Source organism: Halomonas citrativorans, from assembly GCF_014898005.1.
Lineage (GTDB): Bacteria > Pseudomonadota > Gammaproteobacteria > Pseudomonadales > Halomonadaceae > Vreelandella > Vreelandella citrativorans.
Map to the genome: position 1 here is coordinate 1 of NZ_JABUYX010000006.1, position 13,566 is coordinate 13,566.

General features: G+C 50.2%; 15 protein-coding genes and 1 pseudogene. 11 read left to right on the forward strand and 5 right to left on the reverse strand.

Going from position 1 to position 13,566, the window contains the following annotated elements; genetic code table 11:
- Positions 1 to 225 (reverse strand): annotated as a pseudogene (locus INT20_RS08705) (IS256 family transposase); the annotation flags it as partial.
- Between the two features lie 420 nt (positions 226 to 645).
- Here INT20_RS08705 and INT20_RS08710 point away from each other — a divergent pair.
- From INT20_RS08710 to rho, 3 genes are all read left to right on the forward strand, one after another.
- A complete protein-coding gene (locus INT20_RS08710; protein WP_193056802.1) occupies positions 646 to 960 on the forward strand; it encodes a hypothetical protein in 315 nt (104 codons plus the stop codon).
- Between the two features lie 1,063 nt (positions 961 to 2,023).
- The gene (locus INT20_RS08715; RefSeq protein WP_193053176.1) at positions 2,024 to 2,422 is read left to right on the forward strand and encodes a GFA family protein; all 399 of its coding nucleotides are present in this window, start codon (positions 2,024 to 2,026) and stop codon (positions 2,420 to 2,422) included.
- A gap of 86 nt (positions 2,423 to 2,508) precedes the next feature.
- Positions 2,509 to 3,468 carry a transcription termination factor Rho gene (rho, locus tag INT20_RS08720; RefSeq protein WP_193053175.1) on the forward strand — a complete coding sequence of 320 codons (960 nt, stop codon included), beginning with the start codon at positions 2,509 to 2,511 and terminating at the stop codon, positions 3,466 to 3,468.
- A 135-nt stretch (positions 3,469 to 3,603) separates the two neighbouring features.
- Here rho and INT20_RS08725 read toward each other — a convergent pair whose 3' ends face one another.
- Positions 3,604 to 4,791 carry a DEAD/DEAH box helicase gene (locus tag INT20_RS08725; RefSeq protein ID WP_193056803.1) on the reverse strand — a complete coding sequence of 396 codons (1,188 nt, stop codon included), beginning with the start codon at positions 4,789 to 4,791 and terminating at the stop codon, positions 3,604 to 3,606.
- 223 nt (positions 4,792 to 5,014) lie between these two features.
- Here INT20_RS08725 and sugE point away from each other — a divergent pair, with 223 nt between their 5' ends.
- Positions 5,015 to 5,332 (forward strand): quaternary ammonium compound efflux SMR transporter SugE, encoded by a 318-nt coding sequence (gene sugE / locus INT20_RS08730; protein WP_193053173.1) that lies wholly within the window; start codon positions 5,015 to 5,017, stop codon positions 5,330 to 5,332.
- 129 nt (positions 5,333 to 5,461) lie between these two features.
- On the opposite strand, the gene soxR is transcribed toward sugE, so the two are convergent.
- On the reverse strand, positions 5,462 to 5,941 hold the full coding sequence (gene soxR, locus INT20_RS08735) for a redox-sensitive transcriptional activator SoxR (RefSeq protein ID WP_193053172.1): 480 nt from the start codon (positions 5,939 to 5,941) through the stop codon (positions 5,462 to 5,464).
- A 95-nt stretch (positions 5,942 to 6,036) separates the two neighbouring features.
- Between soxR and INT20_RS08740 the strand changes: the two genes are divergently transcribed.
- The 7 genes from INT20_RS08740 to INT20_RS08770 all read left to right on the forward strand — a co-directional run bounded on the left by INT20_RS08740 (position 6,037) and on the right by INT20_RS08770 (position 10,208).
- Entirely contained in the window at positions 6,037 to 6,462 is a 426-nt protein-coding gene (locus INT20_RS08740; RefSeq protein WP_193053171.1) for a VOC family protein, read from the forward strand.
- Positions 6,463 to 6,507: 45 nt separating this feature from the next.
- Positions 6,508 to 7,068, forward strand: a complete 561-nt coding sequence (locus tag INT20_RS08745) for a flavodoxin family protein (RefSeq protein ID WP_193053170.1) — start codon at positions 6,508 to 6,510, stop codon at positions 7,066 to 7,068.
- Between the two features lie 369 nt (positions 7,069 to 7,437).
- On the forward strand, positions 7,438 to 7,884 hold the full coding sequence (locus INT20_RS08750; RefSeq protein ID WP_193053169.1) for a GNAT family N-acetyltransferase: 447 nt from the start codon (positions 7,438 to 7,440) through the stop codon (positions 7,882 to 7,884).
- 13 nt (positions 7,885 to 7,897) lie between these two features.
- Entirely contained in the window at positions 7,898 to 8,173 is a 276-nt protein-coding gene (locus tag INT20_RS08755; protein ID WP_193053168.1) for a putative quinol monooxygenase, read from the forward strand.
- Between the two features lie 127 nt (positions 8,174 to 8,300).
- The gene (locus INT20_RS08760; protein WP_193053167.1) at positions 8,301 to 9,032 is read left to right on the forward strand and encodes a glucose 1-dehydrogenase; all 732 of its coding nucleotides are present in this window, start codon (positions 8,301 to 8,303) and stop codon (positions 9,030 to 9,032) included.
- A gap of 185 nt (positions 9,033 to 9,217) precedes the next feature.
- Entirely contained in the window at positions 9,218 to 9,640 is a 423-nt protein-coding gene (locus INT20_RS08765) for a tetratricopeptide repeat protein (protein WP_193053166.1), read from the forward strand.
- A gap of 85 nt (positions 9,641 to 9,725) precedes the next feature.
- A complete protein-coding gene (locus INT20_RS08770; RefSeq protein ID WP_172118236.1) occupies positions 9,726 to 10,208 on the forward strand; it encodes a YehS family protein in 483 nt (160 codons plus the stop codon).
- Positions 10,209 to 10,303: 95 nt separating this feature from the next.
- Here the strand turns inward: INT20_RS08770 and poxB are convergent, their stop codons facing one another.
- Positions 10,304 to 12,040 carry a ubiquinone-dependent pyruvate dehydrogenase gene (gene poxB / locus INT20_RS08775; RefSeq protein ID WP_193053165.1) on the reverse strand — a complete coding sequence of 579 codons (1,737 nt, stop codon included), beginning with the start codon at positions 12,038 to 12,040 and terminating at the stop codon, positions 10,304 to 10,306.
- 8 nt (positions 12,041 to 12,048) lie between these two features.
- Entirely contained in the window at positions 12,049 to 13,551 is a 1,503-nt protein-coding gene (mqo, locus tag INT20_RS08780; protein ID WP_193053164.1) for a malate dehydrogenase (quinone), read from the reverse strand.
- Between the last annotated feature and the right edge of the window lie 15 nt (positions 13,552 to 13,566).

A 13,566-nucleotide genomic window follows, 5' to 3' on the forward strand; every position in this document is an offset into this window, starting at 1 on the left:
GGTTAGCTCAAAGCGGCCTGCAGGGCTTTTCATGGTCTTGGGAGAGCCCCCGTTTTTGCGGTTGGGCGTCTCTTGATTGTCGAGATGCGCGTCGAGCTCCGCCTGCATGGCAGCCTCGGTCAACTGCTTGATGAGCGGCGTCAGAATGCCCTCCTTGCCGGTGAGATCTTTCCCTTCTCGCAGGGCTTTCAGCGCCGCGTCCATGTCAAATGTTGGTTGTGTCATACATCACCTCTTTCCTCTTAGGGTAGAAGTGACACAGAATTCTGAACACTACCATTGTGACGTCTGCAAGCAGATTCGCCCTTTTCAAGACATGCGTCCCCGAGGCAGTGGCGCTGGCATGGCGATAAAAGCTCTTGAGTCTGGCACTTCATGTTTTGAGTTCTCATGTGTTTCTTGCAGGAAATCGCATCGTCTGTATCTGGTGGAGCAACTGCTTGGTGAGGGTTTTATTCGGATACAGAAATTTGGAGAGCTACCTAGAGCCAAGCTAAACAGGGATCGTAACCTTCAGAGGTTCTTGAAAGGCGATCGCGATAATTATGAAAAAGCCATTGTTTGCCTTTCGCACGAATACGGGATCGCTGCCTTCGCTTATTCCGCCGAATAGTAGAGAACAACATTTATAGGTTGCTGGACCTTGTGCAGGAAGATGCGCAATCTTCTGAGACCGAAAGTGAAGACCTAGAAGCCATAGATGAGCTTCGAAAAGAATCACCAATGAGCGAAAAGATTAAAGTGGCAAACCGAGCATTACCCGAACACCTCAAGCCGGATGGTCTAAATCCATTAGGGCGCCTATACCAAGCGCTAAGCCAAGGTGTGCACAGTTTGTCTGATGAAGAATGTCTCACAAGAGCAAATGAAATCAGCGTATGTTTGGCCTTCCTGGTTAGTGAGTTGGCAACACGAAAAGCTCACCGAGAAAATTTCAAAAGAATGGTTAGAAAGCTGTAAGGCTAACAAGGCCAAGCACAGTGACAGCGTTATAACGTTTTTACGCTCAGAAGTGTGATTGGATATTTTTAATAATCGAGAGTTAGCTACAGCTGCTCTTATTATAGTCGTCTTTATTTGGGCGTCTATAAAAAGTAAGGAGGTTCTGACTGCTATAAAGTTAGTCGTCAAATCCTTTTTTCAAAAAAGCCATACTGATAACCACTTTGACTTTTCTTTTATATATTTCAGCAGTTGTATATCTGCTCTATAGTATTAATATTTGGAATATAGGGTAGCTTAAAAATACGATACTGTGGTTTTTCTTTATCGGTTTTGTTCAGCTTATGAATACGACCAAAATAACCGATCCCCAAAAGTATTTGAAAATATCTTTAAGCTCTCAGGTTAAGCTCATTATACTAGTTGAGTTCCTCGTAGCGTTTCATACTTACGGCTTTATAACTGAATTTATTTTAGTAACGACAGCTACATTGTTGGCGTGTTGTAGTGCATTTGTTAAAAACAAACCTGAGTATCAGCAAGTACGAAAAGTATGTGACAATATTTTAGTCATAATGGGAACCTTGATTTTCATCAGCTCGATCTTAAATATATATGATGAGCCAGGTAGGTTTATCAGTATTGATATATTCAGGGATTTCTTGGTGCCAATATTGTTATCTGTATCTTTACTGCTATATGTGTATGTGTTTTATTTTTTTTTGGCGTACGAAAGAGCATTTATTATGACCCGTATCTATACTGATTCTCGACAACTTCAATGGTACGCAAAATTTCGCTCATTTGTTGCCTTCAAAGGTAAGCCAAAACATATCCATGAGTGGTTGCACTATTCTTGCATTTCAGAGTTTGAGTCAAGAAAAACGATTCGACTGTCAATAAGGAAATTTAAAGAACAGCAGCGTAGCTCAACAGTATAAAAAAGCGTTTAAGGCAGATTTCGCAACGCCCGCCATTTTTAGCTCAGGCTGAGTTTTTGTTTACGAAGCAATGGTTTTGATTAGGTGGTAGACGTCGCTCATTACTTAGCGCGGTGTTATCAAATAGAGAGTTTGAAAAAATGACCCTATCAGGTAGCTGCCTATGCGGCGGCGTCCAATACGAAATAACAGGCCCTCTTACCGACGTCTACTACTGCCATTGCACAATGTGCCGCAAGCTCCACGCGGCCGCGTTTCGAACCTGTGCCAAGGTGCAGTCCGAGCATTGGCGAACCGTCAAAGGCGAAGAGCTGCTTAAAACCTACGAGTCATCGCCCGGGGAGTTCAAGGTGTTCTGCTCGACCTGTGGGTCCAGCATTCATACCCGGTTCACTGAAAAGCCGGAGGTTTACGCGCTTCCTCTTGGCACCCTCGACACCGACCCCGGTGCGCGCCCAGGCCGCCATGTGTTCGTGGGCAACAAGGCGCCGTGGTACGAGATTGCCGATGACTTGCCCCAGTTCACCGAGAACGGCTGAGGCAGTGTTGCTCAGGCTTAATATCATTTTCAAAGCCCAGCCATTACTCTATGCACCCAGCTTACCCAAGGCGATCCACCAATCTTATGACGAGAAAAATACTAGGCTTGAAAGTCAAACGGCAGCAAGAAGCCAAGCCCGCCAACGAAGTTGAAGATCAATTCTCCGATGACCCCGAAAAACGCTTTCTAAATGGCGTCGCCATCCATCCGTCCCCACGCATTGATTTAGAAGCGGGTTCCAGTCAGCGCAGCGTACGAGCGATGGACTTGATCACGCCCATAGGGATGGGCCAACGCGGCTTGATCGTAGCACCGCCAGGCTCGGGCAAAACGACGCTACTCAAACATATCTGCCAGGCCGTGGCCGAGGCGCACCCGGATATCAAGCTGTATGCCTTGCTGATCGATGAGCGCCCGGAAGAGGTGACGGACTTCAAGCGCAGCGTGTCGGCAGAGGTACATGCGTCGTCTTCAGATGAAACCTACACCCACCATGTGCGTATGGCCGATAAGCTCCTTGAGGCGGCGCGTAAGCAAGCGGGTGAGGGGCACGATGTGATGATCGTGATCGATTCGCTGACTAGGCTTTCACGCGTTCATAACGCCGAGCAGCGGGGCAATGGCCGCACGATGACGGGTGGGCTGGATGCCCGAGCGATGGAAATACCCCGCAAGTTGTTCGGCGCCGCGAGAAAGATCGAAAACGGTGGGTCGCTCACGATTCTGGCTACCGTGCTGGTAGATACGGGAAGCCGTATGGATCAGGTGATTTTCGAGGAGTTTAAGGGCACGGGCAATATGGAGATTGTGCTGTCACGCGAGGTGGCCAATCAGAGGATTTTCCCGGCCATAGATATCTCCAAGAGTAGTACCCGCCGAGAAGAGCTTTTGATTGATACAAAGGATATTGAAAAAGTACGCACACTGCGTAGAGCGTTGACCCAGCTCAAGCCAGTCGAAGGCGCGCAGAAGTTATTTGAGTTATTAGGGAAATATCCAACCAATGCCGAGCTATTGGACGCGTTTTCACCAGGCTCCGCCTAGTCGTTAGAAAGACCTTTAATGGCCACACATGTTTACCCATGGCTTGGTAAAACAGGCCTTAATTGCAAACGCCTTTAGCAGAGAAGCTCACCTTTTATTCGTTAAGAGGTGAGCTTCTTTGTTATGGTTTAACGGTTACTTTTTCTTAAAGTTCAGGTTTGAAGCGGGCACTACTTTTCGAACTGGAAAGCCTTCAATTTCTCTGCGCTCAATGATGCTGTTTAATCGCCTTTCAATGGCACAAAGATTTTTAAAGTCAGCCAAGGCGACAAACGAGATAGCTTCACCAGAGGCACCCGCACGGCCGGTTCGGCCAATACGGTGAATGTACTCTTCTGGCTGAAAGGGTAAATCGTAATTCACCACACGGCTTAGCTCGCCAATATCCAAACCCCGTGCGGCAACCCCTGTGGCGACCAGGTACTTTAGCTCACCAGATTTGAACTGCGCCAAAATCTTTTCGCGCATGGCCTGGCTTCTGTCGCCATGAATGGAATCCGCTTTGATACCACGCTTTGCGAGTTGGTCAACCAGCTTGGCCGCGCCGTGTTTTTTCTCGATAAAAATAAGCGCCTGATCCCACGCTTGCTCGTTAATCAGGTGGCTCAGCAGGGCGGACTTGGTGTCTTTGTCTACCGCGATTAGCCATTGCTTGATGCTGGCGGCGGCGCGCTCGTTGGGAGAAATGGATATTTCAGACGCCAGGTCGGTCATCTTGCTGTCTGAAAAACCGTAGGCCAGCGCCCGAACGTCGCCATTCATGGTGGCCGAAAACAGCAGGTTCTGACGGTTTTCAGGCAGGCGTTCAATGATTTTGTTGATATCGTCGACAAAACCCATGTCGACCATTCTGTCCGCTTCGTCCAACACCATGGCTTTGAGTTCATCAAAGTGCAGCGCACGCTGATGCGCCAAATCCAGCAACCTGCCCGGTGTGGCGACGAGGATATCAATCCCTTCTATCAAGCGCTGTTTTTGAGGTTCGCTATCAACACCGCCATACACCGCCATGGAGGTTAAGTGCAGATGTTTAGCGTATTGAGCCACGCTGGCTTCAACCTGAACCGCTAGCTCGCGGGTCGGTACGAGAATCAGCGCACGGATGCGTTTGCCACGTAGCGTTCCCGCTGTACTGAACCGTTCTAGCAGAGGCAGAACAAAGGCTGCGGTTTTGCCTGTTCCGGTTTGTGCGGTGGCGATTAAATCGTTACCCGAAAGAATGGCAGGAATCGCTTGTTCCTGGATGGGAGTCGGGGTTTTGTAACCTAGTTCGGTAATCGCTTGAACTAGTGGGCTGGATAAGCCTAGTTTTGCAAATGACATAGGGGGCTCTGACGGGATGTCGTAAGGGGTGTCGAAATGAAAATATGTCGCAGTATAACGTAGTGCTTGTAGTAGCGCTGATTTACCGTGTTGCGTGAACTTTGCACATGCCTTGCTGCTCCGCATCCAAATTCCGAATAGGGCAGGCTGACCCGCAACGCCGTACGCCATTATGAGATAATCGAGTCAGAGAATTGATTAAGCAATCGACGAAGAGGAATACATGAGCTGGTTTATATTGTTTGTAGCGGGCCTTCTGGAGATTGGCTGGGCCATCGGGCTGAAATATTCGGTGGGCTTTACAAAACTCTGGCCGACTGCCTGGACGCTACTTTCGCTAGTGGCGAGTTTTCTACTGCTGGGCTTGGCGCTGAAAACCCTGCCCGTGGGTACCGCTTACGCGATATGGGTAGGGATTGGCGCAGTGGGGACGGCCATTTTAGGCATCGTGCTGTTTGGCGAATCTTTGGGCGTACTCAAATTAATGAGTTTAACGCTGATCGTTGCGGGGCTTGTCGGGCTTAAACTCGCCCACGCCTGATATCCATGGAAACCGCTAGTGGCTGCCCGTTCATTAAGCGTACCGGGGCGTGCTACCCGAAAGGCCACCGGGAGTACGTTGTTGAAAGTACGTTGTCGAAATCTGCTCTGTTAATGCCACCGTTATTGTTCATGACGCTTGATCATGTTTATCACCGGCAGCCCGCTCCTCCGCCTGATCCAACAGTACTGGGCCACTACCTGCCTCCGCCAACTCATCATCCGGGTTATACAGCGGGCAGCGGGTCATGCTTAAACAGCCGCAGCCGATACAGCCGCTGAGGTTATTGCGCAGCGTTTGCAGGTAGGCAATGCGGCCATCCAGCATGCGCTGCCAGTTCCGGGATAGCTGCTGCCAATCTTCCACCGTGGGCGTGCGGTTATTGGGCAGAGACTCGAAAGCTTGCTTGACCTCGTCCAGGCTGACGCCCACTTTTTGCGCGGCTTTAATCACTGAAATGCGCCTTAGCACCTCCGGTTTATAGCGGCGTTGGTTGCCCGCATTGCGCGAGCTTTGAATTAGCCCCTGCTGTTCGTAAAAGTGCAGGGCGCTGATATTAATGCCGCAGCGCTTGGCGACTTTGCCGACACTCCAGTTTGCCTCCGCCATTCTCGCTCCCGTTTTTCTTCTGGTTCAAAAAAAGCTTTACCTCAACTTGGGTTGAGGTTTTAACCTTTTATCCGAACCCACGCAAGGAGAGCAATATGTACTTGGAACACGTGAATCTGGTCGTTGCTGATATGAATGCCATGCTGGAGTTTTACCGCGCTGCCTTCCCACATTGGCATATACGCGATGAGGGGCAGGGTGAGTGGTACGGCAAACCGCGCAAGTGGGTGCACTTTGGTGATGAAAGGCATTACCTGGCGTTAAGCGATCATGGCGAAGGACAGAACCGAGCGCTGGAAGGCCATAGTGTTGGTCTGGCGCACTTTGCCTACGTGACCGATAACCTGGATGCCGTAGTGGCTCGATTAAATAACGCGGGCTTTTCCGTTGCCAAACCGGGTGCCACCGAGCCGTTTCGTAAAAACGTTTACTTCGTTGATCCAGCGGGGTTTGAGGTGGAGTTTGTTGAGTATCTGAGCGACATCCCGGCAGAACGTAATTTAAATCGCGATGCGCAGTAACCAGCAGTGTAGAAAGAATCAGAGCAACGGAAGGGAGATACTGTAGTGAAAGTCGTCGTCATTTTTCATTCTGTAACAGGCACTACCAAAAAGCTGGCCCACTCGATTGCATCAGGTGCTGCAATGGAGCCTGGTGTTGAAGTGGTCACAGTAGAAATTGTTGGCGCCGATATTGTTGAAGGGCGTTTCCGTAACATCGAGCTGCTGCGGCAACTCGATAATGCTGATGCGATTATCTTTGGCTCACCTACTTATATGGGCTGCGTATCAGCACAGTTTAAAGCGTTTACGGATGCCACAAGTGAGTGGTGGGCAAGGCAAGCATGGGCAAACAAAATTGCCGCGGGTTTTACCATTGGTGCTAACTTAAGTGGTGATCAACTGAGTACGATTCAGTACCTGCAAGTGTTCGCTAGTCAACACGGTATGTTTTGGGTGGGTCTGGATACACCGGGCAACTATGATCCTGCAATGCGTAACAGGCTTGGTGCACAGTCCGGGCTTATTGCCCATTCCGTGGATACTGATCTCAATGAAACGGACTTACTTACTGCGCGTTATTTAGGTCAGCGGGTAGTACAAACCGCTAAAAAGCTCGCGGCTTGAAGGAGAGAACGTGCAAATTTGTGAAACGGGATAGTATGAAACAGAGCGGTGCATTGAATGACAGCACATTGAATATGACAAGTGTTTAATGAATGATGAGCTTCGTAAGCATCTCGCGCCAAAACATAAGATAAAGTTAAAGCTTTCTATGAAGTGGCACTTAAAGTGGGGTGGAACATGCAAGGGCGCACGGGGTTACAGGCATAATTATCATACTGCCTTTATTCTGAAATAGGAATCGACATCACAGGGGCATTTAAATATGCCTACTCGTATGAAATTTTGGAGTACATGGGTAGCTAATAAAGGCCTCCATGAATGCTGTAACTCAGCGGTACTAATCTCCATCGTTATGGGCTTGAGATAAGAATGGACTATCTAGAAGTCAATGCCAGTGACATTCCCACCCAGCTTTTACTGGAAGCCGATCCTTCTGAACAGAGCATCGCATCTTATCTGGATGGCGCTTGGTGCTTCGCGGCAAAGCTAAACGGAAACGTCGTTGGTGCCTGTGTCACAAAATCTATTAACACCGACATCGCTGAAATATTTAATATCTCGGTTTACCCGGAATTTCAGCAGCAGGGCCTTGGTTCTGGACTGTTGAGCTTTGCCTTGTCTGAGCTGAAAAGCAAAAAAATACAGCGTGTGGAATTAAGTACCGGCACTTTTGGATATCAACTGACCTATTACCAACGCCATGGGTTTAGAGTTGATCATGTGGTTAAAAACTATTTTCTGAATAATTACCCTGAGCCGATTCTTGAAGATGGCATACAGCATCAAGACGCGCTGCGGTTGTACGTAACGCTATAAAAAGGTGAGTTCAGTGGCAAAAGTAACCTTAAAAGGGTTTATCGAGGTTCCCGGTAGCGATCTTGATGGCGTGCAAGCCGAACTTAACACTCACCGCCAACTTACTCTTGAGGAGCCTGGCTGCATAACGTTTAAGGTTACTCAAGATAAAACTGACCCGTGCCGTTTTGATGTTTATGAGGAATTTATTGACCGCAAAGCCTTTGAGGAACATCAACAGCGGGTGGCAAGCTCTGACTGGGGCAAGCTAACCCGTAACGTGAAACGCCATTACGATGTGTTTGAGTAGGTTATCGTATCGTTTTACTAATCAAGAGAGACTTCGATAGGCGGTTTTGCGACGCAGTAAAACTTGCCTGAGATGCGCCCTCGCTGCAAGGTAACCCCTTAATATCACCATTTTTCGAGGAATTCTTGTGAAAAAAGTCGCCATCGTAACCGGCGGAGGGCGCGGTATTGGCGCCGCTACTTCAATTAGGTTATCGGGCCAAGGGTATGCCGTTTGCGTTAATTACCTTAAAAATAAAGCAGCAGCAGACGCAGTGGCGGCGCATATTATTGAAGCGGGCGGTAGAGCGATGGTCTTCCAAGCGGATGTTTCAGTGGAAAGTGAAGTGCATTCACTGTTTGAGGCAACCCGAAAGCGGTTGGGAAAAGTAACGCACTTGGTTAATAACGCGGGCATTCTATATACCCAATCTGTGTTTACCGATATTAGTGCTGAGCGCTTTCAGAAGGTGTTGAGCGCCAACGTGATGAGTGCTTTTCTATGTTCGAAGGCATTTATCAATCAGGCAGAGGGAGCGGGCGCGATTGTCAATGTCTCTTCCGCTGCGGCACGCACCGGTGCGCCGTTTGAGTATATTGACTATGCCACATCAAAAGGTGCGATGGATTCGATGACCAAAGGCTTGGCTCTTGAGCTTGCTGACAGGAGTATTCGCGTTAACGGAGTGCGGCCAGGCTTTATCCATACGGATATGCATGCCGATGGCGGTGAACCGGGGCGGGTTGAGCGCTTGGCGCCCCAAATCCCTTTAAAACGTGGCGGCACCCCTGAAGAGGTTGCTCAGGCTATCACTTGGCTTCTATCGGATGAGGCTTCTTATGTGACCGGCTCGTTTATTGATATTGCGGGTGGTCGGTAGTTTGTCTTAAGCGAGTAGAGGCTTTTTCAATCGCCAACTCGACGTTACTGTCGGAAAAACCTTCAAGAGAGCGCTTCATGGGTATAATGCGGCCCATCGCCCATTGCCGTAGTGTGGGCGCGCATATCGGGTCGTATCGGCGAGTTTACCAGTCGATTCTCATTTTACTGTAGAAGGTAGCTGACATGATCAATACCAAAATTTACAAGGCCGTTTATGAGTTGGCTGAAAAGCTGATGAAGGCGGCAGAGAAGGACGATCGAGAGACGTTTGATTCGCTTTATGCAGAGCTGAACGCTATTTGTATCGAGCATGAAGATACCGATAAGGATCATCCGGAGCAGTGGGAAACGTTGGCGGATTTTACCGAAGAGCTGGATGACGCGCTGGTGATGTATGAAAAGGCGCTTCACAAAGCCGAGGTCGCCAATGCTAAAGACCACCTGTCGTCTATCGGTTTTTCAATGGCGACCCTGCAGGTTGAGTTGGGCCAGGAAGAGGCTGCTATTCAACATCTGAAAAATGCCAAAATCAGTGCCAACAAGATTGAAGATAAAGATTTGAAAGCAGAAATTGATGAGCTGCTTGAAAAACTGACAGCGAAATAGCTGGCTTTGTTGTTACCATGATGATCTTGATAAATGCACATCCAACGGGATTGTGCTGGGTTTTCCTAAGACCAGGAGCTATCGTTTGACCAATAATGATATTTTTCGCCGTATCCGGTACTGCTTTGATTTAAAAGATACTGCCGTATTGAAAGTTTTCGCGCTGGCAGAGTTCACAGTATCTGAGGAGCAGGTGTCCGGGTGGCTGAAAAAGGAGGAAGACGAAAAATTCCTCAAAATGAGAGACCGCGAGTTGGCCGCGTTTCTTAACGGATTTATTAGCTATAAGCGTGGGAAGCGCGACGGCGAGCAGCCCGCGCCAGAAAGTAACTTGAACAACAATATGGTGTTCCAGAAGCTGCGCATTGCGCTGAATTTAAAAGCCGATGATATTCTAGCTATTTTTGAGCAGGCCGAGTTTCGGTTGAGCAACCACGAGTTAAGTGCTTTCTTCCGCAAGCCTACGCATAAAAATTATCGTGAGTGTAAAGACCAGGTGTTGCGTAATTTTTTAATGGGTCTTCAGTTCCAGCAACGCCCTGAATCCAGGGGTTCAGAAGAAGTCTGAGGTTGTCACGCCGCTGCGATTTACAGGGTTTCAGAAGTAAAAATGGCCATTCAATGCGAATGGCCATTTGCTGTTAAGCGTTTTTTAAACAGAACCTAACGCTTTAGCAGGTTGGTTTTGGCCAGATCAATGACTTCGTGCATGCCGCCATCCATGACGGCACGTAGCCCCCAGAGGCTAAACCCTTTGACCTGCTCCATGCCGATGGTGGGCGGCAGTACCAGCTCTTGTTTGGCTGTTACTACATCAAGTACGGCGGGGCCATCGTGGGCTAATACATTGTCGATGGCATCGGCCAGCTCGCCAGGGTTTTCAACACGACGGGCATAAATGCCCATTGCGCTTGCAACGGCAGCAAAGTCGGGATTGTCCAGGTCTACGCCCGTATTAATGAAACCGGCTGCTTTCATTTCAAGTGCAACGAAGCCGAGTACTCCATTATTAAAGATGACGATTTTGATCGGAATGTTGTGCTGTTTAAGTGACAGTAAATCGCCCATCAGCATGGAAAGGCCACCGTCGCCGGAGAACGTAATAACTTGCCGACCCGGCTGCGCGTACTGAATGCCAATCGCCTGAGGCATGGCGTTAGCCATCGAGCCATGCGAGAACGAGCCGATAAGACGACGTTGGCCGTTCATTTTAAGGTAACGTGCCGACCAGACTGTGCACGTTCCTACATCGGCAGTAAAAATCGCATCCTCATTGGCCTTTTCGCTCAACAAGCGCGCAAGGTACTGTGGGTGGATAGGTGAGTGGGCCGAGTGATTTTGCGCCTGTTTGTCCAGGCCTTCGCGCGCTTTAACGTAGTGGGCCAGCGCTGCATCCAGAAAGTGCCGGTCAGTGCGCGTATGAAGCGCCGGCAGAATGGCCTCAATGGTTAACCCGATATCGCCGACCACGCCCAATGCCAGCTTGGCGCGCCTGCCCAGGTTTTCAGGGCGAATATCGACCTGCACGACGTTGGTCTTTTGCGGTAAAAACTGTTTATACGGAAAATCCGTGCCCAGCATCAGCAGCAGGTCGCACTCCTGCATGGCCGCGTAACCTGATGAGAACCCGATAAAGCCGGTCATGCCGACATCATAGGGGTTGTCGTATTCGACGTGCTCTTTGCCGCCGAGTGCGTGCACGATGGGGCTCTTAAGCGCATCGGCCAATTGCATTAGCTGGGCGTGTGAACCGGCGCAGCCTCGGCCAGCGAAAAGCGTAATGCGCTCTGCATCGTTGAGTAGTTTGGCGAGTGCTTCCACTTCGGTTTTGGCGGGCACCACACGTGGCGTGGGGGGTAATAAGCCATGGCGCTGCGTTACCGTTTTAACCGGTGAGGCGCGCAGTGCAACATCACCAGGCAACACCACGACCGCAACGCCACGCTGCCCAACGGCGGCGCGGATGGCATTGTCCAGCACATAAGGTAATTGGCTGGCGTCGGAGACCAGCTCACAGTAGTGGCTGCATTCACGAAATAGTTCTTGGGGGTGGGTTTCCTGGAAATAGCCGCCGCCGATCTCTGAAGAGGGAATATGCGCGGCAATGGCCAGCACCGGCGTGCGCGTGCGGTGGGCATCGAACAGGCCGTTGATAAGATGCAGGTTGCCGGGACCGCAAGAGCCGGCACAAACGGCTAGGCTACCGGTTAGTTGTGATTCGCCGCTGGCGGCGAATGCGGCAACTTCCTCATGGCGTAGGCCCACCCATTCGATGCCGGGCCGCTCGCGTATGGCCTCGGTTAGTCCATTCAGGCTGTCGCCGACAACGCCGTAGATCCGCTCAACACCACTTTCCACCAGCGTTTCGATCACTAAATCAGATACGTTTTTGATAGACATGAGAGACCTCAAACAAAGTCCAGGTTTAACGTTGCGGCTGTTTGCTTGCGCGTGTCGTAGCAGGCCTCTTTATCCGTTTTAAGGTCGATGCCGTAGGTGGGAATGATCGTCTTGAGTTGGGGGAGCCAGCCATCAGCAGTTAGCTTGTCGGCAAAGCATTTCTCCAATACCTCTAGCGCGATAAAGGCCGCCGTTGATGCGCCAGGAGAAGCGCCTAGTAACGCGGCGAGGGAGTGATTGGATGAGGCGATTAGCTCGGTGCCAAACTCCAACACACCGGCTTTTTCATGGCTGGGTTTAATGATTTGCACGCGCTGACCCGCCACGGCGTGGGTCCAGTCGTGATGGCGTGCCATTGGGTAGTATTGGCGCAGCATCTCAAATTGGTGGCTCTTGCTTTGCAGTACCTGGGAGACCAGATACTCCGTTAGTTGCCAGTTATCCTTTGCAACATCAAGCATGGGCATCACATTATCCAGGTGTACCGAACGGAACATGTCCGTTAGAGAACCTTGCTTGAGAAAGCGCGATGAAAAACCGGCGTAAGGGCCGAACAGCAGCGATTTTTTATCACCAATAATGCGCGTATCCAGGTGGGGAACTGACATCGGAGGCGAGCCATGGGCCGCCTTGCCGTACACCTTGGCGTGGTGACGTTCACTAATGCTGTCTATATCGCAGCGTAGCCAAATACCACTGACGGGGAAGCCGCCGTAGCCGTGCCCTTCAGGAATGCCAGACTTTTGCAGCAGTTCGATAGCGCCGCCACCCGCGCCGATGAAAACAAACCCAGCCTGAATGCTTTCATGGTGCTTGCTGTGCGTGTCGTGCATTTTCACGCACCAGCGGTTGTCGTTTTGTCGAGTAATATCCTGTACGTGCTTTAAGTAGTGAATTTCAAACCCGGATTGCTGCGACAAATGGTCGAACAGCAGGTGGGTAAGCGCGCCATAGTCGACATCAGACCCTGATACGATACGCGTCGCCGCGACGGGCTCGCCATCGCTGCGTCCTTCCATGATGAGCGGGGTCCACTGCTCAATCTGCGCGGGGTCTTCGCTATATTCCATGCCGTGATAGCAGTGGTGCGATGACATCTGTTTAAAGCGCTGGCGTAGATAGTTGACGTTATCCTCGCCCCAGACAAAGCTCATGTGCGGGCAGGGATTAATAAATGCCTGTGGGTTGGGAATGGCCCCTTTCTTGACCAGATAGGTCCAGAGTTGGCGTGAAATATCGAACTCTGTGTTGACCTCCAGCGCCTTGCTGATATCAACCGTGCCGTCTGAGCGAGCAGGGGTGTAGTTCATTTCGCAGTTGGCGGCATGCCCGGTACCTGCGTTATTCCAACCATTGGAGCTTTCCTGGGCGCAATCTTTCAGTGTTTCCAGCACCACAATCTTGAGTGAAGGTTCTAGCTCTTTGAGAAGAGTTGCGAGCGTGGCGCTCATGATGCCCGCGCCGACCATTACAATATCTGCCCGCTCGGGAATCTGTGCTGATGTAGGCATGAACGTTCTCCGCTT